Source organism: Mesorhizobium montanum (assembly GCF_033977145.1).
Classification (GTDB): domain Bacteria; phylum Pseudomonadota; class Alphaproteobacteria; order Rhizobiales; family Rhizobiaceae; genus Mesorhizobium; species Mesorhizobium montanum.
In genome coordinates this window covers 35,885-58,891 of the sequence record NZ_JAVIJF010000024.1, presented here as the reverse complement: position 1 = coordinate 58,891, position 23,007 = coordinate 35,885, and the positions used below count along the sequence as shown (strand labels likewise).

20 protein-coding genes, 1 pseudogene and 2 riboswitches are annotated in these 23,007 nt (G+C 63.1%); of the genes and pseudogenes, 12 read left to right on the top strand and 9 right to left on the bottom strand.

The annotated features are described in order from the left end of the window. Positions 1-141: 141 nt before the first annotated feature. The 8 genes and pseudogenes from RFM68_RS27625 to RFM68_RS27595 all read right to left on the bottom strand — a co-directional run bounded on the left by RFM68_RS27625 (position 142) and on the right by RFM68_RS27595 (position 8,237). The gene (locus RFM68_RS27625; RefSeq protein ID WP_320236178.1) at positions 142-486 is read right to left on the bottom strand and encodes a hypothetical protein; all 345 of its coding nucleotides are present in this window, start codon (positions 484-486) and stop codon (positions 142-144) included. Positions 487-926: 440 nt separating this feature from the next. Continuing rightward, positions 927-2,186, bottom strand: coding sequence for an allantoicase (gene alc, locus RFM68_RS27620; RefSeq protein WP_320236177.1), 1,260 nt, complete (start codon positions 2,184-2,186; stop codon positions 927-929). Beyond that, positions 2,183-2,965: an aspartate/glutamate racemase family protein gene (locus RFM68_RS27615; protein ID WP_320236176.1), complete on the bottom strand. Its 783-nt coding sequence runs from the start codon at positions 2,963-2,965 to the stop codon at positions 2,183-2,185. Before RFM68_RS27615 ends, alc begins: the two co-directional genes overlap by 4 nt. 1 nt (position 2,966) lies before the next feature. Beyond that, on the bottom strand, positions 2,967-4,340 hold the full coding sequence (gene allB, locus RFM68_RS27610; protein ID WP_320236175.1) for an allantoinase AllB: 1,374 nt from the start codon (positions 4,338-4,340) through the stop codon (positions 2,967-2,969). Positions 4,341-4,443: 103 nt separating this feature from the next. Then, a complete protein-coding gene (locus RFM68_RS27605) occupies positions 4,444-5,898 on the bottom strand; it encodes a purine-cytosine permease family protein (protein ID WP_320236174.1) in 1,455 nt (484 codons plus the stop codon). Between the two features lie 219 nt (positions 5,899-6,117). After that, positions 6,118-7,029, bottom strand: coding sequence for a LysR family transcriptional regulator (locus tag RFM68_RS27600; RefSeq protein WP_320236173.1), 912 nt, complete (start codon positions 7,027-7,029; stop codon positions 6,118-6,120). A 388-nt stretch (positions 7,030-7,417) separates the two neighbouring features. Continuing rightward, a pseudogene (locus RFM68_RS33840) lies at positions 7,418-7,502 on the bottom strand (hypothetical protein); the annotation flags it as partial. 177 nt (positions 7,503-7,679) lie between these two features. After that, positions 7,680-8,237, bottom strand: coding sequence for an EF-hand domain-containing protein (locus RFM68_RS27595; protein WP_320236172.1), 558 nt, complete (start codon positions 8,235-8,237; stop codon positions 7,680-7,682). Positions 8,238-8,700: 463 nt separating this feature from the next. On the opposite strand from RFM68_RS27595, the gene RFM68_RS27590 reads away from it, so the two are divergent. From RFM68_RS27590 to RFM68_RS27540, 11 genes are all read left to right on the top strand, one after another. Further along, positions 8,701-10,242 (top strand): MutS-related protein, encoded by a 1,542-nt coding sequence (locus RFM68_RS27590; RefSeq protein WP_320236171.1) that lies wholly within the window; start codon positions 8,701-8,703, stop codon positions 10,240-10,242. Next, positions 10,239-11,762, top strand: a complete 1,524-nt coding sequence (locus RFM68_RS27585; RefSeq protein WP_320236170.1) for a MutS-related protein — start codon at positions 10,239-10,241, stop codon at positions 11,760-11,762. The genes RFM68_RS27590 and RFM68_RS27585 overlap by 4 nt, the downstream gene beginning before the upstream one ends. A 492-nt stretch (positions 11,763-12,254) precedes the next feature. After that, positions 12,255-12,315: riboswitch (Fluoride riboswitch) on the top strand. A 72-nt stretch (positions 12,316-12,387) separates the two neighbouring features. Continuing rightward, positions 12,388-13,038: a hypothetical protein gene (locus RFM68_RS27580; protein WP_320236169.1), complete on the top strand. Its 651-nt coding sequence runs from the start codon at positions 12,388-12,390 to the stop codon at positions 13,036-13,038. 72 nt (positions 13,039-13,110) lie between these two features. Further along, positions 13,111-13,173, top strand: a riboswitch (Fluoride riboswitch). A 116-nt stretch (positions 13,174-13,289) separates the two neighbouring features. Then, positions 13,290-14,231 carry a respiratory chain complex I subunit 1 family protein gene (locus tag RFM68_RS27575; RefSeq protein WP_320236168.1) on the top strand — a complete coding sequence of 314 codons (942 nt, stop codon included), beginning with the start codon at positions 13,290-13,292 and terminating at the stop codon, positions 14,229-14,231. A gap of 9 nt (positions 14,232-14,240) precedes the next feature. After that, positions 14,241-14,921, top strand: a complete 681-nt coding sequence (locus RFM68_RS27570) for a hypothetical protein (protein WP_320236167.1) — start codon at positions 14,241-14,243, stop codon at positions 14,919-14,921. 3 nt (positions 14,922-14,924) lie between these two features. Beyond that, a complete protein-coding gene (locus RFM68_RS27565) occupies positions 14,925-16,394 on the top strand; it encodes a proton-conducting transporter transmembrane domain-containing protein (protein ID WP_320236166.1) in 1,470 nt (489 codons plus the stop codon). After that, positions 16,391-17,935: a hydrogenase large subunit gene (locus RFM68_RS27560; protein ID WP_320236165.1), complete on the top strand. Its 1,545-nt coding sequence runs from the start codon at positions 16,391-16,393 to the stop codon at positions 17,933-17,935. The genes RFM68_RS27565 and RFM68_RS27560 overlap by 4 nt, the downstream gene beginning before the upstream one ends. 10 nt (positions 17,936-17,945) lie before the next feature. After that, complete coding sequence (locus tag RFM68_RS27555) at positions 17,946-18,761, top strand: NADH-quinone oxidoreductase subunit B family protein (protein WP_320236164.1); 816 nt, start codon at positions 17,946-17,948, stop codon at positions 18,759-18,761. Continuing rightward, positions 18,748-20,745: a proton-conducting transporter transmembrane domain-containing protein gene (locus RFM68_RS27550; protein WP_320236163.1), complete on the top strand. Its 1,998-nt coding sequence runs from the start codon at positions 18,748-18,750 to the stop codon at positions 20,743-20,745. Before RFM68_RS27555 ends, RFM68_RS27550 begins: the two co-directional genes overlap by 14 nt. 20 nt (positions 20,746-20,765) lie before the next feature. After that, positions 20,766-21,140, top strand: coding sequence for a fluoride efflux transporter CrcB (gene crcB, locus RFM68_RS27545; RefSeq protein ID WP_320236162.1), 375 nt, complete (start codon positions 20,766-20,768; stop codon positions 21,138-21,140). 10 nt (positions 21,141-21,150) lie between these two features. After that, positions 21,151-21,492 carry a DUF190 domain-containing protein gene (locus RFM68_RS27540; protein WP_320236161.1) on the top strand — a complete coding sequence of 114 codons (342 nt, stop codon included), beginning with the start codon at positions 21,151-21,153 and terminating at the stop codon, positions 21,490-21,492. 10 nt (positions 21,493-21,502) lie between these two features. Here the strand turns inward: RFM68_RS27540 and RFM68_RS27535 are convergent, their stop codons facing one another. Continuing rightward, positions 21,503-21,661, bottom strand: coding sequence for a hypothetical protein (locus tag RFM68_RS27535; protein WP_320236160.1), 159 nt, complete (start codon positions 21,659-21,661; stop codon positions 21,503-21,505). 82 nt (positions 21,662-21,743) lie between these two features. On the opposite strand from RFM68_RS27535, the gene RFM68_RS27530 reads away from it, so the two are divergent. Then, positions 21,744-22,952, top strand: coding sequence for an MFS transporter (locus RFM68_RS27530; RefSeq protein ID WP_320236159.1), 1,209 nt, complete (start codon positions 21,744-21,746; stop codon positions 22,950-22,952). Positions 22,953-23,007 lie beyond the last annotated feature (55 nt).

The following is a 23,007-nucleotide window of genomic DNA, read 5'->3' as shown; positions in this document are numbered from 1 at the left end:
CGTTCCGGTCTTCGAGACCCTCGTCGGTGCGCCAGGCGAACGGACTGTGGACGAAGAATTCTGCCTGGCTCGCGTCCCACTTCGTGAAACCCGGGACAAGTTCTCCGGCATTGACCATGCAGTCCGCACGATCTTCCACAGTCAGGTCCCATTCGGCGAGGTATTGGGCGAGAACACCTTAACGCCATATCCTTCCTTCAGCCGGTGGCGGGCCTCCGCGCGGATGGTCCATGCGTCGCCTTCGAGATCGGTTTCGGTGATTGCCGCAGCGGGTACCCAGAGTTCATCGATCTTCACACGGTCGTCACCCTGTAGGATGCGGGCATGGTCGAACCAGAAGAAATCGCGTGCGCCGCAGATGTGATCGTCGTCGAGATGGGTGAAGGCAACGACCCGGAACGACTCGCGTCCAGCATCATCCAGTTCGTCGTGGAGCGCCTTCGGGAGATCGATGCGTTTGTCGGTCGGGTCGTCCGCGACTCGCATGTCCGCGTAGTCCATCAGGACGAGATCGTCATTGGCGAGGCGGATCAGCGTCGTGTCGGCACGATTCGTTCCCTTTCGTACTCCCGGGCGTACACTGTTACGAGGTCGCCTCTATGACCGCTGGCTCATACGGACGGGTCTCGGACGACATCCACTGACCGAGAGAACGCAGGAGAGGCAGCCTCTTTGGCCAGGGCCTGCGGCCCGGCACCCCATTTGCCACACACAAGCACTAATAGTGTCGCAACTATCGAGTCACTGGCATCGGGGAAATGGGCTTGCAGCTAAACCCGCGCTGACCACCGCGCCATTGTCCTTGAGGGCAAATCGATTGTTGATGCGGTCAGCTTCCAGGTCTTGTCACCTCATGCAAAGGGCGAGAATGCCCCGCGCGATGCAACATAGGGTGTCGGAACACCGCTATTGCACATGAGGCCCAGTCAGGGCGTATCTCCATCCAGCATTGCCTTCACGGTCGCCAGAGTGGCCGCATCGGACGCCGCGCCGCCGGCGAACCGGCCGATGGGGTCTCTGGTCAGCGGCCGCGCCGCCGTCAGCCGCGCTGCCAGATCGGCCGACGCTCCCTGCTCCAGCAGTACATATCTTGCCTGCTCAGCCGGCAGCGCGTTGAACCATCGATAGCCCGCCTCGCACCTGGCGGCCGGGTACACGGCGCCCCACAGCCTGATGCGGGAAATCCCGCCGTCGGGAAAGGCATCGAGCCGCACGAAGGAGATTGGCGACGCGCCCGCAGGCAGCATGAAGACGTGCCGCGTGTCCGGCTGCAGGGACCGGCGCGACAGCATAGGTGCCCAAGCGTCCGAATCCGCTTGCGGCATCCCCTCGCCAGGCGCGCCATAGAGCGCCACCTCGGCCGAGGCGTTGTATTTGAAATGCGCGGTGTCAATCTCGACCAGCCTCACACGGCCCGGCAGAGCCAGGCGGATGATGGCATGGTCGTTGCCGTCGTCGCGACGGCGCCGCGTTTCCCAGCCGTCGCCCATGTTGCGTGCCTTGTCGGGACGATTCAGCATCGCGGCCGAAGTGTAGAAGCCGTCGCTGCTTGTCACCACCTGGCCGCCGTGGTCCTGGCTGGCGAGGTCGACGGTGAGCCCGTCGAAGATCCGCGGGTCCGGCACGACATGGCCATAGACGCGCAGCCTGGCGATGCCGCCGTCCGGAAAGGCCGAGAGACGCACATGGGTGAAGCGGCGCCGGTCGGAGACGTCGAAGCGGTTGTGCGCATCGCCCTTGAGCGGCGAGCGTGACGCGATCTCGATCCATTCGGTGTCGAGGGACTGCAGCGCCTTCGGGCTAGGATAACCTTCGACACCGCAGGCCTCGATGAGGCACGTGGTCGGGAAATTGCCGGTGAAGAAGGACGTGTCGACGTCGACGGCGGTGATGATGCCCGCTGCGCCCAGACGGATCAGCGCCCAGTCATGGCCGGGCTCGCGCCTTCGCCTGGTCTCCCAGCCATCGACGATCTCGCCGCGCGGACCATAGTTGCCGGGGACGAAGGCCGACGGCGTCGGCGTCAGCAGGCTTTCCTTCTCGCCGAAGGATTCGTCGCTTGCCGCAAGCACGCTGCCGCCCAGCCAGCGCGATGCGAGATCGACCTCGGCCGCGAAAGTCTCCTGCAGCTCCGGCATCGCATAGGCGTCCTGCGCCTCGCCCGGGGTCTTGCCGATCATGTTCATCGACGGCCTCCCGCGCGCAGGCCAGAACGGATGTCGGAACGCGCCCCCAGCCCCAGCGCCTCGGACAGCGGCCAGCCGATGATTCGCTTGGCGTCGGGCCTCGCATAGGTCGAAATCTTGCTGGTCTTCAGCCCAAGGCCGACAACCGCTTCGGCGAACCGGACGGCGGCGGCGACGCCGTCGATCACGGGCACGCCGAGCTCCGAGGTGATGGCATCCTCCAGCCCCGCCATGCCGGCGCAGCCGAGGCAGATCACCTCGGCATGGTCCTGCTCGACCGCCTTGCGCGCTTCCTCGACGATCGAGCGCATGGCGCCGGCCGGATCCTGGTCGACCTCCAGCGTGCTCATGCCGTTGGCGCGCACCGAGGCGCAGCGATCGGCAAGGCCGGAGAGCCGCAGCCGATCCTCGATTGGCGGCACCGAGCGCTGCAGCGTGGTGACCACGGAATAGCTGCGGCCGATCATCATCGCCATGTGGGCGGACGCCTCGCATATCTCGATCACCGGCTCGTCGATCAGTTCCTGCAGCCCATCGCGGCCATGCTCGCCGAAGCCGGCCATGACCACCGCATCGAACGGCTCGTCATAGGCGAGCACGCGGTCCATGACGGCGACGGCCGAAACGTAACTCTCGAAATTGCAGTCCACCGCCTCGGGGCCGAAGAACGGCGTCAGCGTGACAATATCGGTGCCGGCGGATGCGGCGGCCTTGGCGGCGACGTCGATGACATCGGACATCGACTGGCTGGTGTTGACGTTGACGACGAGGATCTTCATTTCAGGCACTCCTTTTCAATTCCTGGGGCTGGGCAGCTGACGCCTCCCTGACGATCAGCGCGCCGCGCGGCCGGCCAAACAGATCGATGCGGTGGCCGCGTAGGAAAGTCTCCTGCACGACGCCTCTCAGCGGCCTGCCGGCATAGGGCGTGATAGGATGGCGATGATGCAGGCTCGCCGCATCCACGACGAACTCGGCATCGGGTGAGAACACGGCGAAATCAGCGTCGCCGCCAATGGCAAGCCGGCCCTTGTGCGGCAGGCCGGCAAGTGCCGCCGGGCGCTCGGCCATCCAGCGCACGACATCAACCAGTGAATGGCCGCGCCGTTGTGCTTCGCTCCACGTCACCGGCAGGCCAAGCTGCAGCGAGGAGATTCCGCCCCAGGCCGCGCCGAAATCGCCTGATACCGGGTCCTTCATCGCGGGCGTGCAAGGCGAATGATCCGAAACGATCATGCTGAGCGTGCCCTCGGCAACGCCGGCCCAGAGCTTCTCGCGGTTAGCCGCTTCGCGGACCGGCGGGCCAACCTTGGCGGCCGTCTCGCCGTCGCCGATCTCCTCGGCGCACAGGCTGAGATAATGCGGGCAGGTCTCGACGCTGAGCTTAATGCCGTCGGCGATGGCCGAGGCAAGCATCGGCAGCGCGTCGGCGCTGGACAGGTGCAAAATGTGAGCCCTGGCGCCGCTAGCGCGCGCTGCCTCGATGACCTCGGCAATCGCCAGGTTCTCGATGCCCTTTGGGCGTGAGGCGAGATAGTCGGCATAGCGGCGCGTATGAAGATCGGGCATGGAGGCCATCGCCTCTGCGCTCTCGGCGTGGACGATGAAGATCGAGCCGAGCCCGGCCACCACCCGCATCACGCTCTCCATATGCTGGGGCGTAATGCCCGGAAAATCGTCGGTGCCGGTGTCGCAGAGGAAGGACTTGAAGCCGAGCACGCCCTCGGCATGCAGCTTTGGCAGATCGGCAAGGTTCGACGGGATGGCGCCGCCCCAGAACCCGACGTCGACATGGCAATGGCCTTCGGCGGCGGCGCGCTTGGCGGCCAGAGCGTTGATCGTCACCGTGGTCGGCACGCTGTCCAGCGGCATGTCGACCAGCGTGGTGATGCCGCCGGCCGCCGCGGCGCGGGTCGCGGTCAAAAAGCCTTCCCATTCCGTGTTGCCGGGCTCGCAGATATGGACATGGCTGTCGACGAGCCCTGGCAAAAGCACGGTGTCGGCATCAAGCCTGACGGTTTCCTTGGCGTTCGCCGGAGCGTCGAGCGCTCCGATGCTGACGATCCGGCCGCCGGTAACGCCGACCGAGATGGCACACTCGGCATCGGGGAGGATGGCACGTGGTGCCCGGATGATGAGATCGAGGGACGTCATGGCAACTCCTCCCGGTCGCGCGGCAAGCCGCGTCGGACGCCTGGCTGGGACTGGGTATGGTAATCCGGAGGCCGGACCGCGGCCTCCGGATAGTGATGCCTGCTCAAATGCTGGCGAAGCCGAGCAGCGCCTTCACGTTGGCGTGTTTGTGGACGATCGTCACGCCGATCAGGTAGACGGCCGCGCCGGTCAGCCAGGACTGCAGGGCCGGGAAGCCAATATAGTCGCTGTTGAGCATCGGGATCAGGCCCGCTGTGTAGACGCCGACCAGTGTTCCGGCGGCGAGCGCGATGACGCCTGGCCAGTTGGCGATGCCAAGCTCGCTCCAGTTGGCGACGCGAAACATCGGCCGCTTGATGCCGAACAGCCAGGGCAGCAGGAACAGGTCGATGGCCATGATCGTGCTGGCGACCGGCACGGTGGTCGAGCCGATGCTGGTTGTCAGGTTGAACGTGTCCTGCAAGTTGGGCAGGTAGAAGGTCAGCACCGAGGCGATCAGGCCAAGGCCGACGACCGTGTATTGGCGCTTCCAGCCACGGATACCAGAAAGCACGTTCTGCGCCCCGTTTACAGCGATATAGAGGTTGCCGTCCTGCACCGCCCACTGGTTGATGACGATGACGGCGATGCCGAGCAACGCGCTGCCGAACATGGTGAAGTTGACGAAATAGCTGATGCTCGGGCCGAAATCGGGCTGATTGGAGAGGGCCGCGATCATGTAGCCCATGATTGGGAACAAGAGCGCACCGACCAGGTACGAAATGACGATGGTCGGGATGTTCCACCACGCGGCGCGGCCGGCCTTGGCATAGCGGAAGAAGTCCGGCTCATTGCCCCAGGTCGACAGACCGACCATGCTGCCAATGACCATGATCATCCCGGTTTTCGAATCGACATGCGGCACAGCCGCAAGCACGCTACTGGACACGGTGGTGAAGGCCAGGATGGTGGCGAAGATGCCCCACACCAGAATCACGGGCACGGCGACGAACTGGGCGAAGCGCTGCACGCCCTCGAAGCCGAAATAAGTGTTGACGATCATGACGATGGCCAGGAGCGCGGTGATCGCTCCGACCGCCGGCACCGTCATCAGCCCGCCGGCGATGTCGATGATGAACTTCACCGTGAAAAGATAGAAGGCCATGCCGTTGACGATCAGGAGCAGCGATACCAGGCCGCTGCCGATAGTGCCGAAGATGCTGCGCGCCATGACCGAATGCGTCTGGCCGGTGACGGCGCCGGCATTGGCCGAGCCGATGCAGTAGAGGCTCATCACGGCGGCCGCGATCAGCATCGCCACCGTCAGTTCGGAAAGTGTCAGGCCTTGGAAGCGCGCGCCGTAGCCGACGAGCACGGTGCCGAACACCGCTTGCATCGAAAGGAATTGGGCCAGCATGCGGAAGTTCGAGCGCCGCTTCTCCTGCGGCACGACAGATTCGGTGTAGTCGGCAATGTCCGCCTCGGTGACGGACAGCATGGTCTCGACCCCGTCGGCGATGGCCGGCGGCGTTTCGTTCGGCAGCGTCTGCCGGGGCGATATTGAAGTTTGCGCGGTCATGTCTGATTCCCCTTTGCGAGGTGTTCCCCTGGTCGACACGCTGCTCGCGCCTTGCCTTACCGCAGCATCAACGAGACCTATGCAATGTCGCCATGCTTGACCATAGAAAGGGCCGCTTCTGCCCTCAACGCCCAAAGATCGAACGCGAGGCATTAACGGAATTAATGTACCTTTCACCCTTTGGCCGGAACCGGTTGTCTGGCCCAGCCACCTGCGTGATCATCCTGGCTGCGACTGCTCAAGGATTTCGGCGATGAACAGTTCGCGCGCCGTATGGGACGGGCTTTGCGGATCGGTGACTACGAACATGTTGGTGCACGGCACGTTGCTTCCCGATAGCAGCGGCCACAGCCGACCAGCATCGACATCGGGCTGCGCATACCCTTCGGGCAGGAAGCACAAGCCGACGCCGAGAATCGCAAGGCGCTTGGCCTCTTCCAGATGATCGGAAATGCCGGCGATGTTGCGGCCGAGCCCGTGCTCGACCCGGAACTGGGTCAGTTCGTCGCCCTCGTCGGCGCCGGTCAGCACAAAGGCCTCCACAGCGAGGTCGGCCGGCTCGGCAACGGTCTTGCCGAACAGCGGATGCGGGCGCCCGCAATATGGTCGGTGGATCTCGGTAAACAGGTCCAGATAGGCAAGCTCGGCCCGCTTGACGCGCGACGGCGAAATACCGACGTCGATCTTGTGCTGGATCAGCGAATTGACCACCTCGGTCCAGGCGGCCACCTCGACGATGAGCTCGACCGCGGGATACTTGGCATGGAACGCGGCGATGGCCTCGTCGAGCACCGGTGCGACCAGATTGGAGACCAACATTACCCTCAGATGTCCGCGGATCTCGGCCTTGACGTCCGAAAGCCTCGCCGGGATCTCGCGGATGGTGTCGGCGAATTCCTGGCAGCGCTCTGCGAGGATGCGGCCCTCCTCCGTCAGCTCAAAGCCGGTGGGGCCGCGATGGCAGAGTGTGACGCCCAGCCGCTCCTCCAGCCGCCGCAAGGCGAGGCTGAGCGCCGGCTGCTTGCGGTTGAGCTCCTTCGCCGCGTTGGTGACCGAGCGGGCGCTGGCGATCTCATGGAAGAATTTGAGCAGGTTCCAATCCAGGTTCCTGGCGAACTGCAGGTCCCGCACCCCCGCATCCGCTTGCCTGCGACCCAATGCCTTGCCCCTTGATGTTTAACTACCGATGCCTTCGGCCAACCTGTTCACGCCGACGTACTTTTGCAACGCCGAAACGGCCGACTAGGCCTGCGCCAGCTTAAGCGGTGAACTGGCAGGCAGCAACGCATTCGAACATTCGAAGTTGCGGTGGTATATAGACGACTTCGGGCTTCCCGACCACGATCCGGTCGATCGCCTGCTTGCGCCCGGAAGTGAACTCGAGGATTCGTAACTCTCCGCTGGATCTGACAACGAATGACGGAGCACCTGAGATCAGCGACACTTTCCAGCCACGTAGTTCGCCGATGGAAACTGAGGCGGCTGAACCGCATTTGGACGATGTTGGCCGTCGTACATCCCCAAACGTTGTTGCCAATGTACTTTTCGTTGATCAAAAGCTGGTGCACCGTCCCCAGTGTCCACGGCCGCCCGAGATCGGTCAAGCTCACCGCTTTGCGCGCCACGCGATCTGGCACTTAAGCGTCTTGAGAGTGGCTTTTCGGAGCGATGAAAGAGATAATCGTCTCTGGATATCTAGCTCAGCTTGAGACATACCTCACGTCTCGCTTACGAATCTTGCTCCCGGGCGTGGCGAGCAGTAGAGGCAGTTGGCTGCCAGTCTACTCTGCATCCTCGTTGCGCGACCCGTGGAAGAAGGTCTGGATTTCCTCCATATCGACGCTGCCGTCACCGTTCTCGTCGACAGCGTTGAATATCCGCCCAATGAAATCCTGAACCTCGGTCTTGGAAAGCGCGCCATCGCCGTCGGCGTCCACGACTGCGAACATTATTCGCATCCCTGCACCATGCATCATCCGCATTTTCATGCCGCCGGGTCTTCCCATCATCCTGCGCCCCTCTTCCGAGCCCATTTGGAAGTCGCGGTGCCAACGATCGCCTCCCGGCCGTTGCGCGCGCGGACCACGATCTGGCATCCTTTCCTGCATCATCTCGCTCATCATCTGGCGCATCATTTCACGCATAGAGTCCTGGGACTGTCCGTGCGGCTCTGGCGACTGTTGCGCTTCTTGCTCCTGCGCCGGCGCACCGGGCACTGGTGTCCCGCTCGTCTGGGCAAGCGCCGGCGAGCCCAGCATCATCAAAGCGGCGGCAACTGCAGTGGTTCTGCATGGGGTTGTCATCGTGTTCTCCTCTGGAAGAATGACCAAGCCGAACATTTCGGCATCCAGCCAACCAAACCCGCTCCTCACCTCATGGTTCCTTGAAGGCCACCACCGGAGTATGAGGAAGCCGCGCGGCGGCTATGTGGCGTAGGCGTTTGCCGCACTGGCGAGCGCAAGGTCACGCGCGAGGGCGCACCGGTCGCGCGACGGCCGATCCACCAAAATCAGGCGACCAGGCCCCCGACACCGCAAGGAAGTCCTTGACCGTAGTGGGTACGCTCCCTACGTTGACGACTACAGCGGTGGAGTTCGCTACAACTGCCTCGGGCCGATAACTCCTGCTCTCTTGAAGATGAGCAGGAGTGGTGAAATGGACCAGATCCGCAAGCGCCCAGGGCCCAAGCCGCAGCCTGATTTTGACTCGAGTGTTCCGTCAAGGGTTCGGAAGAGCGCTGGACGAGCGCCGCCATTGGTTGCTCCCAAACGCGCGGGGCCTACCCAGAAACGGCCGCCCAAGATGGCCGCCTTCGAAAGCATCCTCTTCCTCCATCCGGAAAAATATCCGCCTGCGCATGAGGCGGGACAGCCTGAATGCTTTGCCGATCTCAACCTCGACCAGGTCGTCGCCGCGATCAACTCGGGCCGCAAGGAATACGACCTCGAGGGATATTTCCATATCAGCCTGACCTCCACGGACGAGGTGGCCTATCGCCATGAGATCGTCCGTGACCTGGAAAACGAGGACCTGCTGAAGCTCCTGCGGGCTTTCGCGGAAAGCATGCGGGGGATGCGCGCGCATCTCGCTCAGGCGGAAAAGATCCGCTTCAGGCTTCAGAAGGAGAGCTGGTTCCTGAAGGCGGCCAACGCCTATTGCCGCGCCGTGACGGAGTTGGCGGACAAACTGGGACCCACCACCGTCGCTTCGCAGGGCATGAAGGCCTTCTGCCGATACATTCAGGATTATGTCGGCTCCAGCCGCTTCTCATCCTTGCAAACGACGGTCGAGGGGATCAGGCGTGACCTCGATGGCATCCATTATTGCGTCTATCTCTACGGTTCGAGCCTCAAGGTCCACAAATATCGGGAAGAGACGGACTACAGCGCGGAAATCGAGGAGACTTTTGCCAAGTTCCGGCAAGGCGACGTGAAGGATTACAGCTGCAAACTGCAGGACTGGGTGGAGATGAACCACGTCGAGGAGAAGATCCTCGCATTCGTCAGCCTTCTGTGGCCGGACATCTTTGCACGCCTACGCGGGTTTTTTGGCGCCGAGAAAGACGCGTTTCTCGACACGAAGGTGGCCGAGTTCGACCGCCAGATCCAGTTCTACCTCTCCTATCTCGATTATATCGGACGACTGAAGGAAGATGGCCTGGCCTTCAGTCTCCCGGCTGTTTCCGACCAAGACAAGGCAGTCAAAGCAATCGATGCGTTCGACATCGCGCTGGCGGCCAAGCTGTCCGCGGACAAGTCGCGGATCGTGTGCAACGACTACGAACTGTCGGGCAAGGAGCGCATCCTGGTCGTGTCCGGTCCCAACCAGGGAGGCAAGACCACCTTCGCCCGGATGTTTGGCCAGATGCACCATCTCGCGAGCCTCGGGCTGCCGGTTCCGGGACGAAAGGTGCGGCTATTCCTCTTCGACACGGTCTTCACTCATTTCGAGCGCGAGGAGGATATTGCCAACCTTCGCGGCAAGCTGCAGGACGACCTTGTACGGGTGCACGATATCCTCGAACGGGCAACCGCGCAGAGCGTCGTCATCATGAACGAGATCTTCACCTCGACGACGCTGCAGGATGCAACGTTCCTGAGCGAAAAGGTCATGCGCAGGATCGTCCACCTGGACACGCCCTGCGTGTGGGTCACCTTCATCCACGAACTGGCGACTTTCTCGGAGACAACGGTCAGCATGGTCAGCTCCGTCGATCCGGCAAACCCCGCCACCCGTACTTACAAGGTCGTTCGGCGCCCAGCCTCGGGCCGATCCTATGCGATGTCGATCGCGGAGAAGTACGGCCTCACCGAAGAGCGGTTGAGCGAAAGGATCCGCCCATGAAAGCGCATCTGATGCACCGCGACCGCGATTTCGACCTGAAGGCAAAACTGCCCCGCAACGCCGACGATCTGGTCCAGGACCTGGAGCTCGACACGCTATTTCGCGCCATGGCGGGAGAAGACAAATTCCTTTTCGAGGTCGCCAAGGTGGCGATCCTGGCCAGTGTCGGCAGCGACGCTCCCACGATCCTTTACCGCCAGGAAGCCTTGAAGGACTGCATCGAAAACAGCGGCGTCATCCGCGACGTCTACGATACCGTGATGGCCACGATCGAGGGGCGGCGCACCAGGGGTGGCCTGCTCTATCTCGGAAGCTATCCGTCGGGAATCCTGAACCATTCGGTGGAATTGCTCGAGGGGCAGATGGAGGGCTTGCAGAATCTGAGGGCGCTGGCGGACGCGAACTTGTCCCGCTTCCATTCGGAGGCGTTCACGACCCTTTTCAACACGCTGAAGGAAGAACTCGCCGGCGATTTCATGAAAGACGTGGCACGTCATCTGCAGCAGATGAAATTCCGGGACGGCATCTTGTTGAGCGCGACACTCGGGGACGGAAACAAGGCCAAATCCTACATCCTACGCAATCCGTCAGCGGAGAAGCGAAGCTGGCTGCAGCGGCTTTTCGGGCCGAAGGAGGAAGCCTACATTTTCCAACTCGATCCACGCGACGATGCCGGCGCCAGGGCACTTTCGGAGCTGCGTGACCGGGGCTTGAATATCGCCGCCAATGCCGTGGCGCAGTCAGCCGAGCATATCCTCAGTTTCCTCCACATGCTGCGCGCCGAACTCGCTTTCTATATCGGCTGCCTTAACCTGCGGCAGCGGCTCGTCGCCAAGGGCGAGCCGATCGCGTTCCCGGTGCCAGTCGACGCTGGCGAGCGACGCCACCACTTCGAGGGACTCTACGACGTCTGCCTGTCGCTGAGTATGGAGAAGCGTGTCGTCGGCAACGACGTCGACGCCGTAGGCAAGGTTCTCACCATAGTCACCGGGGCCAATACCGGCGGCAAATCCACCTTTCTGCGAAGCTTCGGCCTGGCACAATTGATGATGCAATGCGGCATGTTCGCGCCGGCCGTCTCGTTCTCCGCCAATCTCTGCGACGGCGTCTTCACCCACTACAAGCGCGAGGAGGACAGTTCGATGACGAGCGGCAAGTTCGACGAGGAGTTGAGCCGCATGAGCCGGATTGCCGATGTCCTGGCGGGAAACTCCCTTGTTCTCTTCAACGAATCCTTCGCCGCGACCAATGACCGGGAGGGGTCGGAGATCGCCAAGATGATCGTCGACGTTCTTTTGAAGAAGGGGATCAAGATGGTCTTCGTCACGCATCTCTACGCCTTCGCACATGCCTATGTCGACGGGAAGTCTGATGACCTCATGTTCCTGCGCGCCGAACGCGAGCCCGACGGAACGCGCACGTTCAAGCTTGTCGAGGCCGAGCCGTTGCGGACCAGCTTCGGCCAGGATCTCTATCAGGCAGTGTTTCAAGACGGCCCGCGCAAAAACGCAGCGGCCTAAGCCAAGCGTCAACTAAACGTGCAGTCGTCGCGATTGCGTGCCGGTTGGACGATGGGCGATCCGACCGCCGGCTAGTATGAGCGACAGGCAAGGCTTTGGCTGCGCCGCTACCGGGGACCGCAGCGAGGCTGACGCTTACAGGGTGACAGGCAAATCTGGCGTGCGCCAAAAGCCCGTCGCTTACGTCATTTGCCTCGACGGGCTTTTTAGCTAAGCCTTAGAAAATGTTAATGTCAGTCGCTGCAAAGGCGGAGCATAATCCCTTTCTACCCCGCAATGGGGCAAGGGCCCGGCCTGTCCCCTCAAGTCCCCCAACCCCCCGACAGGCCGGGCGCCCACTCGCGTTTTAGGCGCGTCCATTCGGGAAGCCCACGCGCCGAAGCCCTCAATAGCCGCAAGGCGGGCGTGAAGGCCAGATAGCTCGGCCATTTCAAACTGATGCACTACCGTTTGGCGTGAATCCTTGTCCCGAGCGGCCAAGTCTGCTAGCTTTTCTGGCGCGGGGATGGAGTCCCCCTTTAACCGCCGCGGTGCTGATGACTCCTGCCATGCGTGATTCATGGTGGGAAGGTGCGGCTGACAGATTTCCCTCCATGAACAGATGCGGCACGGGCTGGTGCAGACAATGATGCGTGCTGAGATCGCATTGATGAACAAGCAACGCTGGGCAGCTCCACCGGACAGGCCGACCGAGCTGTCGAACATCGAGTTGCGCTACGGAAGCGTCGTCCGGATACTGGTGGAGATGGGGTTTCGCGGGTCGACGAGCGAGCACACCTTCAACGACTACATAAAATCGCTTCGGAAGCTCGGGCTGCCCGTGTCATCAAAGACGGCGCCGCGAAAGGGTCACGCCATCATCTATTCCTTCGAGAACGTCATGGATCTGGTGCTTGCGTTCTTGCTTCGAGTGTACAACGGCGTTCCGGACGCAGTCCTAAGGCAGCTCGTGGAGGCCCGACCGGAACTCCATCGCCTCTATTGGCTGGCCTACCGTGATCGCTGTTCCGGTCTCGGATCCCCTTTCCGGATCGGCAAAGGCGATGGTTCATTTGAGATAGCAGGCGTCTTCCTCGACCTGAAGCTGAACCACGCTGGCGGCAGGCTGGTGGGCTTCGGCCCGCCAGTTGCACTTTCCCCGATGGAGGCCTTCGCCAGATTTGCGCAATCGGACATCACCTCGCGGGCGTTTCTTCCTATGCGGCTTTCAGAGCTGTGCGAAAGGGTAGCCGGACTTGCCAGGCAGGAAATGATGAACCGCCGCGCGGACGGTTGACGCGGCCAGGCGTTCGTAAATGCGCGTTGAAGGCAACGATGCCGTTGACTTTTCGGCGCCGGATTCCATATGATGCCCAAAGGTGATGGAGTTCACCTTTTAACCGCCCTCAGGGCTGATGACTCCTCTGGTGCCGCTAAAAGGCATGGAGAGGAGTCCAATGATCATTCCCCCAAACGACAATTGTGGCCCGAATTCCGCTCGCGCGGTCGATTTGCCCCGCGCTGACGAAACGGGAGCGTCGTAGGGGCATGCGCGACATTCTATTGCAGATCGCCCAGTTGCTGACGGTACTGGCTTTCGCGCCGCTTCTGCAGGGTTTCATCCTGTGGGCGGAGGAACGCGTGCAACGCTCGCAAGGTCCGAGCGTCCTCCAGCCCTATCGAGACCTCCGCAAGCTGTTCCGCAAGCAGATCGTGGTCCCCGAGACGGCATCCTGGATCTTCTGGATAGCCCCGGTCGTCGCCTTCACCTGCATGTTGACCGTTCCGATCCTCATTCCGGTGCTCACGAATTACCCCCTGCCCTATTCGGATATGGGAGACATCCTTGGCGGCGGCCTGATCCTCACCCTCGGCTCATTCATGGTCGTGCTGGCAGGCCTCGATTCCGGCAGCGCCTATGGCGGCATCGGGTCGAGCCGAGCGGTGATGCTCGCCATACTCGCCGAACCGACTTTGATCCTCGTCTTCGTCGGCATCACGCTGCTTGCCAAGGCGATGATCCCGTTCGTCGTCAACCATCTGCTGGTGGAAAGTCCGGCGGTCTATTGGAGCCCCGCGCACCTTTTCCTGGTTGCGGCCTTCTTCGTGCTCTTGCTGGTCGAGACAGACCGCTTGCCGATCCACTCGAGCACCCACATCGAGGTCTATATGATCGAGGAAGCACGTATCCTCGAATATTCCGGACCGCTTCTGGCGCTGCTCAAATGGGCCTCAATGATGAAGCAGTTCATCCTCTACACGATCTTCTGCAATGTCCTGATCCTGCCCTGGGGCCTTTCGGCCGGAGGGACGGCTATCGGGGCGTTGGGAGCCCTTGGCGGCGTCCTGGCCAAGTTCCTGTTGGTCGCCATCGCCGTCATCGTCGTCGAGACGGTTCAGTCGCGACTGCGCTTCTACCGCTACCAGGAGCCTTTGGCCGCCTCATTCCTGCTCGCCGTCGTCGCCATCATCAGCACACAGCTAGGGTAGATACCCGCCATGGTCATCGCGCATCTTGACCCGCTCGCCGCATCGCTCTTCAGCCTGATGACGATCGTCAGCCTTCTGCTCGCCTTCGTCATGCTCGGTTCGCGCTGGCTCGACAATTATCTCTACGCTTTCGCCGGCGAGTCCTGGGTCATTGCTGGGCTTTCGGCATCGGTCGGCTACTATGCCGGCTATCCCGAGCTTTACCTCATCGCCATCCTGACGGCGCTCTTTCGCGGGCTGCTCCTGCCTTACCTGCTGTGGCGGATCATCAAGCGGCTTGAAGTCAGCCGCGAGCTGCACGAGATCCTGCGGCCGAGCACGGCGTTGGTCGTTGGCGCGCTGGCCGTCGTTTTCTCGCTGGTCGTAGCCTACCGCATAGGCGGCGAGCTTGGCCTGGCCGGCACGGTCGCCGTGCTGGCGCTCACCGTCATGCTGTCGATGAAGCTCATCGGCTTCCTGATGCTCACGGTCCGGCACGAGGCGATCAGCCAGATCCTCGGTCTGCTGGTGCTGGAGAACGGTATCTTCCTGGGCGCGCAGATCCTCGTGCCCGGCATGCCGTTGTTGATCGAGCTTGTGATCCTGTTCGACCTGTTGATCGTCGTCGCCTGCTTCGGTGTGCTGGTGCAGTACTTGATGAGCCAGATAGGCAGCACCTCGAGCTTCGAGCTCAGGCGACTGGTGGGCTGACCGATGGCAGGCACGCCTCTGATTGTGCTGATCGCCGCTCCGGCCGTCGCCGTCGCCGGTTCCCTTGCCGGGCGAGGCGCTCGCCTAGCTGAAGCGCTGAACCTCGCGGCAAGCATCGTCGCCTTCATCGCGGCCGTCGGGCTCGTGGCCGTCGCGGCGACTGGTGCGCCCCGGACATGGTGGGCCGATTACATTCTGCTCGACGTGACCGGCGCATGGGTGATCCTGTGTGCGGCCGTCGTTTACCTGCTCGCTTCGATCTATGCAGTCGGCTATATGCGGCTGCTCGGCGAGGAGGAGCGACTGCCCCGCTTCTACGCTCTTTTTGCCGCTTTTGCGCTGACGGTCTTCGTCGGTCCGCTGATGAACAACGCCGGGCTATACTGGATCGCCATCGAACTCACCACGCTGGTCAGCACCTTCCTCGTGGCCTTCGAGCGCGACGCCGGCAGCATGGAAGCGGCCTGGAAATACATCATCGTGGTGTCGGCAGGCATCTCCGTTGCACTGCTGGGGACCGTGATCCTCTACTGGGGCGGCAGCCTGGTGCTCGGCCCGACCTACGACCTGACCTGGGCGACGTTGCGAGGCGCCGCGCCGAAGATCAATCCAGGCATCCTGACGCTGGCGTTCCTTCTCGTGCTCGTCGGCTATGGCACAAAGGTTGGCCTTGCACCCATGCACACCTGGCTGCCCGACGCGCACAGCGAAAGCCCCGCTCCTGTTTCGGCCATGCTGTCGGGCGCGCTCCTCAACACGGCTCTGCTCGGCATCGTGCGTTTCCTGTCGATCGTGGACGCCTCCGAGACCGGGGCATTGCCGCGCGACGCCTTCATCGGACTCGGGCTGTTCTCGGTACTGGTCGGTGCGCTGTTCATCGTGCGCCAGCGCGGAATCAAGCGACTGATGGCCTATTCCAGTGTCGAGCACATGGGCATCATGGCCCTCGGCTTCGGTTTCGGCGGGCCGCTCGGCGTGGCCGGGGCGCTCTACCATATGCTCAACCACTCGCTGAACAAGTCGCTGATGTTCTTCGGGGCGGGCAACGCAATGCGTAGCTACGGCACCAAAAGGATTGGCGGTATCGGCGACGTGATGGGCCGCTTTCCGACGCAGGGCGGGCTTTGGCTGGCAGGCGCGGCGGCGATCACAGGGGCGCCACCGTTCGGGCTGTTCCTCAGCGAGCTTGCCATCCTCCGCGCTGGATTCCACGGCCAGTACGACTGGGTGGTCTATGCGATGGCGATCCTGCTGATCGTCATCTTCATCGGGTTCCTGAACCACTTTCGCATCATGTATTATGAAGGGACTGATGGCGGCGAGTACCCCACGACAGTGGTCTCCAGTCTCTGGTGCGTCGCGCCGATGTGGCTGGCGCTGCTTCCCCTGCTCATCTTCGGCGTCTGGTGGCCGCAAGGTTTCACCTCCTATTTCGCCCTCGTGTCGCAGGCTCTTTCGGGAGTTCAGCCATGAACCAGGCGAGCGGCGGCGACCACGTTGTAGCCATGGCTATTGCGGCGCGACCGTCTACTCCGATCGAGACGCGGGTGGCCGCCAAGGACCTTGCCACTGCCGCAAGGCGCCTCCTCGACGAAGGCGGCCGGATGCAGATGGTCTACGCCTGGTGGCCGGAGCCGAAAAAGCTCGAGCTGCGGTACCTGGTCGGCCGTGCAGGCACAAAAAACTTCGAATTCTGGACATGCCGTCCGGCCCGCGATGGCGTGCCGAGCCTTGCCGACATCTGGCCGCTGATCGGCTGGTACGAGCGGGAAATCACCGATCTTTTCGGTTTCGTTTTTTCGGGCCATCCGGAGCCGCGACGGCTGGTCCTGCACGAAAACGCCAAGGTCGCGCACCCGCCCTTCACTCCCAAAGCAAAGGATTCGCCGATCACCGTCGAAGGCGAGAGGCGCATCGTACCCGCTCTCGCCGGCGATCGGGAAGACGTCCAGCTTCTGCCGTTCGGCCCGGTCCGGTCGGACGTCGTGGAGTCCGCCGAGTTTCTATTCTTCTACGTCGGCGAGCAAATCCTGCACTATCACCCGCAGCTTTTCTTCAAGCATCGCGGTATGGAGAAGCGCTTCGAAGGCCTTGCCCCCGAAGCGGGCGTCGTCATGGCGGAGCGCATCTCCGGCGTCGGCAGCCTCGCCCACGCACTGGCCTATTGCCAGGCTGTCGAAGCGGCGGCCAGTTGCGTCGTTCCGAAGCGCGCGGCATGGCTGAGGGTGCTGCTCGCCGAACTCGAACGGCTCTACAACCACCTCCACTATCTCGGCCATCTGGCTGACACGACGACCCTCAAGGTTGGGCAGGCCGAAGGCAAGCTCCTGGAGGAGCGTGTGAAACAGCTCAACGCGCAATTGACAGGAAGCCGCTTCCTGCGCGGCATCCTCAAGCCGGGCGGCCTACGCCGCGATCTCTTCCCGAAGGACTGGCTGCGGGAGAAGCTGGAAGACGTAAGGCGTGAAGCCGCGCGCTACGCCCAGCTCCTCGATGACACCGACAGTTTCCTCGACCGCCTGATCTCGACGGGACACCTCGACCGCAAGGTGGCCTTCGACCAGGGCGCGACGGGTCCGGTCGATCGCGCGTCGGGGGTCGACCGAGACCTGCGCCGCGACCATTCCTATGCGGCTTATGCTGAACTGCCGCTGACCGTCGCCGTCGAGACGGCGGGAGACGCCTACGCCCGCTTCAAGGTGCGCGTGGCCGAGATCGACACCAGCCTGGTGATGATGCAGCGCGTGCTGCTGCTCCTGCCCGAAGGCCCGGTCGCCACCGAATGCCGCCCGTTGCCTGGGTCGCACGGGCTCGGCTGGAGCGAGTCGCCACGCGGCACCTTGTTCCATGCCATCCATATCGGCCCTGACGGCAGGGTGGCGCGGGTAAAGATCAAGTCGCCATCCTTTTCGAACTGGCGAGTCTTCCCCTTCACCGTGCACGATTCGAACATGATGGACTACGCGATCAACGAGGCGAGTTTCGGCCTCACAATCGCGGGCTGCGACAGGTAGGGAATGGAAAATGGCGCTCTGGACGCTATTCGGACTGAAACGCGGCAAGGCCACTACTTCCTGGCCGCTTGGCGAGTCAGGCGATGGCCAGGACGGCCTGCTCGGAATGCCGCGCTACCATCCGGAGCTGTGCAAGGAGGGGTGCGAAGCATGCGCGGAGGCCTGTCCGACGGCCGCAATCACGGTACGGCCGGAGGGCCAGGACCGCAATGGAGGGGGAATGCTTGCCGTGGATTACGGCCGCTGCGTCGTCTGCCAGCTTTGCACCGAAGCGTGTCCCACCGGCGCGATGGCGCCGTCCTCCGACTGGGCCTTCGGCGTCGCGCGGCGCGAGGATCTCGTCTGGTCGCGAGAGGCCGGCTCGCGCCCCGACATTCCGGATCGGCCGGGCTTCACGCGCAGCCTGCACATACGCCACGTCGACGCAGGCTCATGCAACGGCTGCGAGTCCGAGCTCCAAGCCCTCAACAACCCGTTCTACAACCTGCACCGTCTCGGCATCTTCTTCACCGCCTCGCCGCGGTTCGCCGACCTCCTGCTCGTCACCGGGCCAGTCACCAACGCGATGCTGGAGCCCCTGCGCGCCACGTATGACGCGATGCCCGAACCACGTTGGGTAATGGCGGTTGGCACCTGCGCCGTATCGGGCGGCGTGGCCGGCGGCTCCTATGCCGCGGGCCATGGGCTGGAGGGCGTCCTTCCGGTCGATGTCTGGCTGCCCGGATGTCCGCCCAACCCCGCCGCGATCATGGAGGCGCTGCTGATGTTCCTGAACCGGAAACCGCAGCGCATCACCGGAGGCCGTGTCGCCCATGATGCCCGTTGAGCTCCTCGCAGCCGCGGCGATCGTCTGGGTCGCCGCCGCTTTCATTGCCCTTCTCGGGGCCGGCCGGATCTTGGCCAGGGCTCTGCTTGTGCTGGGCGGCCTCGCCGCGATCGTCGCCGCGCTTCTTTCGCTTCCCGAAGGAACAGCCTCGCTCACCGTCCCGACGTCACTCGGCGGCGGTCCGATCCTGTTCCGGATGACACCCGATGCGCTCTGGCTCATGGGCTTCGGCCTCGCTCCCGCGGTACTTGCCGCGGCGCTCGCGACGCCGGCCAGCAAGGGCGAAGGTGGCTGGCTGTTCGGCACGGCCGTGAGCCTGCTCGGTGCGCTTGGCGTGTTCGGTCTGCAGGATGGCGCGGCCTTCCTGATCGCCTGGGAGGTGATGAGCTTCGGCGGCGCCATGATGATCCTGAGCGAGAGGCTCTCCGCCGCGAAAGGGCGCTCGGTGCTTTTCATGCTCGCCTTGCTCGAGGTCGGCGCCGTGGCGCTTTTGCTCGCCTTCCTGCTTCTCGGCATTCCGGGCGACAGCCTTTCCTTTGACGGCTTCGCGCACGCCGGCGCAAGTTTTGGCGGCGGCTGGCAGGCGCTCGTCGGTGTCCTGTGCCTGATCGGTTTCGGCGCCAAGCTCGGCGTGCTGCCCTTCTATGAATGGTTTCCGGCCGCCTACGGCTCGGGAAGCGGCGCCTCGGGCGCGGTCCTGTCGAGTGTCGTCCTCAATGCCGCCTTCTTCGGGCTGTCGCGGGCGCTGATCGGCTGGCTTCCCGCCTCGACTCCCGCCGTTGGCATCGTCGTCGTCGCGGCCGGCACGCTGAGCGCGGTGCTCGCCATTCTCTACGCGTTCCAGCAGGAGGACTGGCGCGGATTGCTCAGTTTCTCGTCCGCCGAGAACGCCTCGATCGCCGTCGCCACGCTCGGGGCGTCGGTGATGTTCCGGGCCGACGGACAGATGCAACTGGCCGGGCTGGCCTGGACGGTGGCGTTGCTGCACCTTGCCGGGCATTCGCTCGCCAAGGGAGCCTTGTTCCTGGCCGCCGACGCAGTGTTCCGCTCCGCGAGAAGCTATGACATCGCCCACACCGATCTTCTGAGACGCAGCGCCTGGCCGTTCGGCCTCGGCGCGCTGTTTGCAGCAATGAGCCTGGCCGCCATGCCGCCCCAGGCGGGCTTCGTCAGCGAATGGTACGTCTTCCAGACAATCTTCCAGGGATTCCACCTTTCCACGCTTGGCGACCGCCTGGTGCTGGCAATTGCCGGCGCCGGCCTCGCGCTCACTGCAGCCGTCGCCTTCGCCACCTTCGTCAAAGTGCTTGGCATCGGACTATTGGGACGAACTTCGCGCCGGGTGTCAGCGATATCCGGCGGAACGGCAGCGGCCGTCGCCTTGCTTGGGCTTTGCGTGATCGCGCTCGCGGCCGGCCTGCCTGCCTGGCTCCCTGCGCTTGACCGCTCGGCGGCGGACATGTTCGGCGTTCATACGCCGCTTGCCATGCATGTCGGCTGGGTGCTGGTGCCGGGAACGGGTGCGCCGATCGCCCCAGACCGCAGTTTCGCCTTCATCTCGCCCAGCTTGCTGGTGATCGCCATGCCGATCCTGTCGCTGATCCCTCTGGCGATGCTGGCGGCGACGCGCCGCTTCCCGGTCCGCCGCGCTCCCGTCTGGTATGGCGGGCTTACACAAGATCCAGAGCGCGCCTCGACCACCGGACTGACCTTCTCCAACGCGCTCAGGACTTTCTACGCCTTCATCTACAGGCCGACGCTGACGACGACGCGCGAAACCAACGGCCAACCCTACTTCATCCGGCGGCTGGTCTTCACGCACGACGTGGCGCCCATCTTCGGTCCCTATCTCTTCTCGCCGCTGGTCCGGTTCGTGCGCTTCCTTGCCGGAAAAATCAGCCGAATCCAGTCCGGCCACCTCAACTTCTACCTGGCTTTGATCGGCGCCCTGCTGGTGGTGATCCTGGCCCTGACACTGATCTAGACGAATGACGAAAGGCAACCATGTGGACTTACATCGCGATCGCCATCGGCGGCACGCTCGGCTGCTGGGCGCGCTACGGGATGACCAATCTCGTTCAGGCGATCTACGGCAAGGAGTTTCCCTACGCCACATTGAGCATCAACGTTCTTGGCAGCTTCCTGATGGGATTCCTGTTCATCGAGACGTTGGAGCGGCTGACCCTCTCGCCGGAACTGCGCACGGGAATCCTGACCGGCGGCCTTGGCGGGTTCACCACCTTCTCCACCTTCGAGATGGAGACATTCCTGCTCGTCGAACAGGGCAGCTTTGGAAAAGCGGCCCTTTACGTACTGCTGTCGGCCGGCCTTGGATTCGTCGGCGCCTTCGGCGGCGCCTATCTCGCCCGCAACCTGTGAGGCTTTCGTCATGACCAGCGACGTCATCGTCGTCCGCATTTACATCCATGAGAAGGAACATGGCCGCCGGACCACGCTCCAGCAGGAGATCCTCAACCTGCTGCACGACCAGCAGCGTGTGCAGGGCGTGACCGTGTTCCGCGGCATAGCCGGGTTCGGCGCGAGCGGCACCGTACATGCGGCGGACCTGCTAAGGCTCACCGTCGACCTGCCGATCGTGATCGAATTCTACGACAAGCCGGAGGTCGCCCAGGCGGCCATGAAGCTGCTCCACGGCCTCGTGCCCGACGGCCACGTGGTCCATTGGCGCGCAAGCTGCAGCGATCTCTCGCAGGACCAGCCGTCGGAATGACTTCGCATTTTCAGTCGTCGCCAAGGGAATCCCATGAAACACCGGATAGAAAACGATCGGCAGCGAACTCTTCGGCCTGTTCGTGGACGATGGTAGTTTTGCTGTCGCGATTATCGTTTGGCTCGGCATCGTCTGGTTCCTGTCGGCGCACGTGCTCGACATATCGCATGGGGCGGTGCGGTGCTGTTCGGTGGGCTGGTCCTGATACTGATCGAGAGCGCGACGCGACGCGCCGGCGATAGGCGGCAGAATTGACGGCGGATCGTCCAAGCCCCAGTAGACCCGATCCTGCAACCCGCCGGCTCGCCATACGCTTTGTCCTGCTGATCGGCATACTGAGCTTCTTCGCGGACTTCACCTACGAAGGGTCACGCAGCGTTCTGGGTCCCTACCTGGAAGTCCTCGGGGCGAGCGCCACCATCGTCGGCGTCGTCACAGGCTTCGGTGAGCTGCTCGGATACGGCCTCCGGCTTGTCTCCGGGCGATGGGCGGACGCAACTGGCAAGTTCTGGCCGATCACGATATTCGGCTACCTGGTGCAGATGGCAGCCGTGCCCGCACTTGCGCTCACACAGAATTGGCCAGAAGCGGCGGCGCTGATCGTCCTCGAGCGGGTCGGCAAGGCGATCCGCAATCCACCACGCGACGTGATGTTGTCGCACGCAGGCAAGCGGGTCGGCGGCTATGGCCTGGTTTTTGGCATTCACGAGGCGATGGACCAGTTCGGTGCCGTGTTCGGTCCCCTCCTCGTCGCTTTCGTGCTCGCTCGCCAAGGCAGCTATCACGAGGCCTTCGCCGTGCTGCTGGTACCCGCGCTGATCAACCTTGCCGTCCTCGGGCTGGCCCGCTGGTTCTACCCGCGACCGCAGGATCTCGAATCCTCGCCACCCAGCGTCCGCGGAGAGGGATTGCCACGAATATTCTGGGTCTATCTCGGCGGGGCAGCCTTGGTAGCAGCCGGCTTTGCCGACTACCCGCTGATAGCCTACCATTTCGGCAAGACCCAAGTCGTGTCAGGCGAGTGGATCGCCATCTTCTACGCAATCGCGATGGCTGTGAGCGGCAGCGGATCACTCATCTTCGGCCGTCTCTTCGATCGCTTCGGCTTCAATGTCCTCATCGGCCTGACGATCGTCGCGGCCTTGTTTGCACCGCTGGTCTTTCTCGGCGGCTTCTGGGCGGCCCTGATTGGCGCGGCCATCTGGGGCATGGGAATGGGCGTTCACGAGTCCATCATACCGGCCGCGGTTGCGCCGATGGTGCCGACGCACCGCCGCGCCTCGGCGTTTGGGCTGTTTACCGCGGGCTACGGGCTCTTCTGGTTTGTTGGGAGTGCCGCAATCGGACTGCTCTACGATACGTCGCTACCAGCGACGATCGCATTCTGCGTCGTAACCCAGCTCGCGGCTGTGCCGATCTTCCTGTGGGTCGGACGTCACTATGAAAGGAGCACCCGTTGACGAACCCCCAACCGATCTCGCCGCACAAACGAGAGCGGCCAGCGGAATTTGCGAC

What these genes read in the sequence shown, in the direction of transcription:
- RFM68_RS27575 (WP_320236168.1), top strand. Translation starts at nt 13,290, where the DNA reads ATGCGCGACATTCTATTGCAGATCGCCCAGTTGCTGACGGTACTGGCT.
- allB (WP_320236175.1), bottom strand. Translation starts at nt 4,340, where the DNA reads ATGACGTCCCTCGATCTCATCATCCGGGCACCACGTGCCATCCTCCCC.
- RFM68_RS27595 (WP_320236172.1), bottom strand. Translation starts at nt 8,237, where the DNA reads ATGTTCGGCTTGGTCATTCTTCCAGAGGAGAACACGATGACAACCCCA.
- RFM68_RS27565 (WP_320236166.1), top strand. Translation starts at nt 14,925, where the DNA reads ATGGCAGGCACGCCTCTGATTGTGCTGATCGCCGCTCCGGCCGTCGCC.
- RFM68_RS27585 (WP_320236170.1), top strand. Translation starts at nt 10,239, where the DNA reads ATGAAAGCGCATCTGATGCACCGCGACCGCGATTTCGACCTGAAGGCA.
- RFM68_RS27560 (WP_320236165.1), top strand. Translation starts at nt 16,391, where the DNA reads ATGAACCAGGCGAGCGGCGGCGACCACGTTGTAGCCATGGCTATTGCG.
- RFM68_RS27540 (WP_320236161.1), top strand. Translation starts at nt 21,151, where the DNA reads ATGACCAGCGACGTCATCGTCGTCCGCATTTACATCCATGAGAAGGAA.
- alc (WP_320236177.1), bottom strand. Translation starts at nt 2,186, where the DNA reads ATGAACATGATCGGCAAGACCCCGGGCGAGGCGCAGGACGCCTATGCG.
- RFM68_RS27605 (WP_320236174.1), bottom strand. Translation starts at nt 5,898, where the DNA reads ATGACCGCGCAAACTTCAATATCGCCCCGGCAGACGCTGCCGAACGAA.
- RFM68_RS27535 (WP_320236160.1), bottom strand. Translation starts at nt 21,661, where the DNA reads ATGCGATATGTCGAGCACGTGCGCCGACAGGAACCAGACGATGCCGAG.
- RFM68_RS27570 (WP_320236167.1), top strand. Translation starts at nt 14,241, where the DNA reads ATGGTCATCGCGCATCTTGACCCGCTCGCCGCATCGCTCTTCAGCCTG.
- RFM68_RS27550 (WP_320236163.1), top strand. Translation starts at nt 18,748, where the DNA reads ATGATGCCCGTTGAGCTCCTCGCAGCCGCGGCGATCGTCTGGGTCGCC.
- RFM68_RS27555 (WP_320236164.1), top strand. Translation starts at nt 17,946, where the DNA reads ATGGCGCTCTGGACGCTATTCGGACTGAAACGCGGCAAGGCCACTACT.
- RFM68_RS27615 (WP_320236176.1), bottom strand. Translation starts at nt 2,965, where the DNA reads ATGAAGATCCTCGTCGTCAACGTCAACACCAGCCAGTCGATGTCCGAT.
- crcB (WP_320236162.1), top strand. Translation starts at nt 20,766, where the DNA reads ATGTGGACTTACATCGCGATCGCCATCGGCGGCACGCTCGGCTGCTGG.
- RFM68_RS27580 (WP_320236169.1), top strand. Translation starts at nt 12,388, where the DNA reads ATGATGCGTGCTGAGATCGCATTGATGAACAAGCAACGCTGGGCAGCT.
- RFM68_RS27590 (WP_320236171.1), top strand. Translation starts at nt 8,701, where the DNA reads ATGGCCGCCTTCGAAAGCATCCTCTTCCTCCATCCGGAAAAATATCCG.
- RFM68_RS27625 (WP_320236178.1), bottom strand. Translation starts at nt 486, where the DNA reads ATGCGAGTCGCGGACGACCCGACCGACAAACGCATCGATCTCCCGAAG.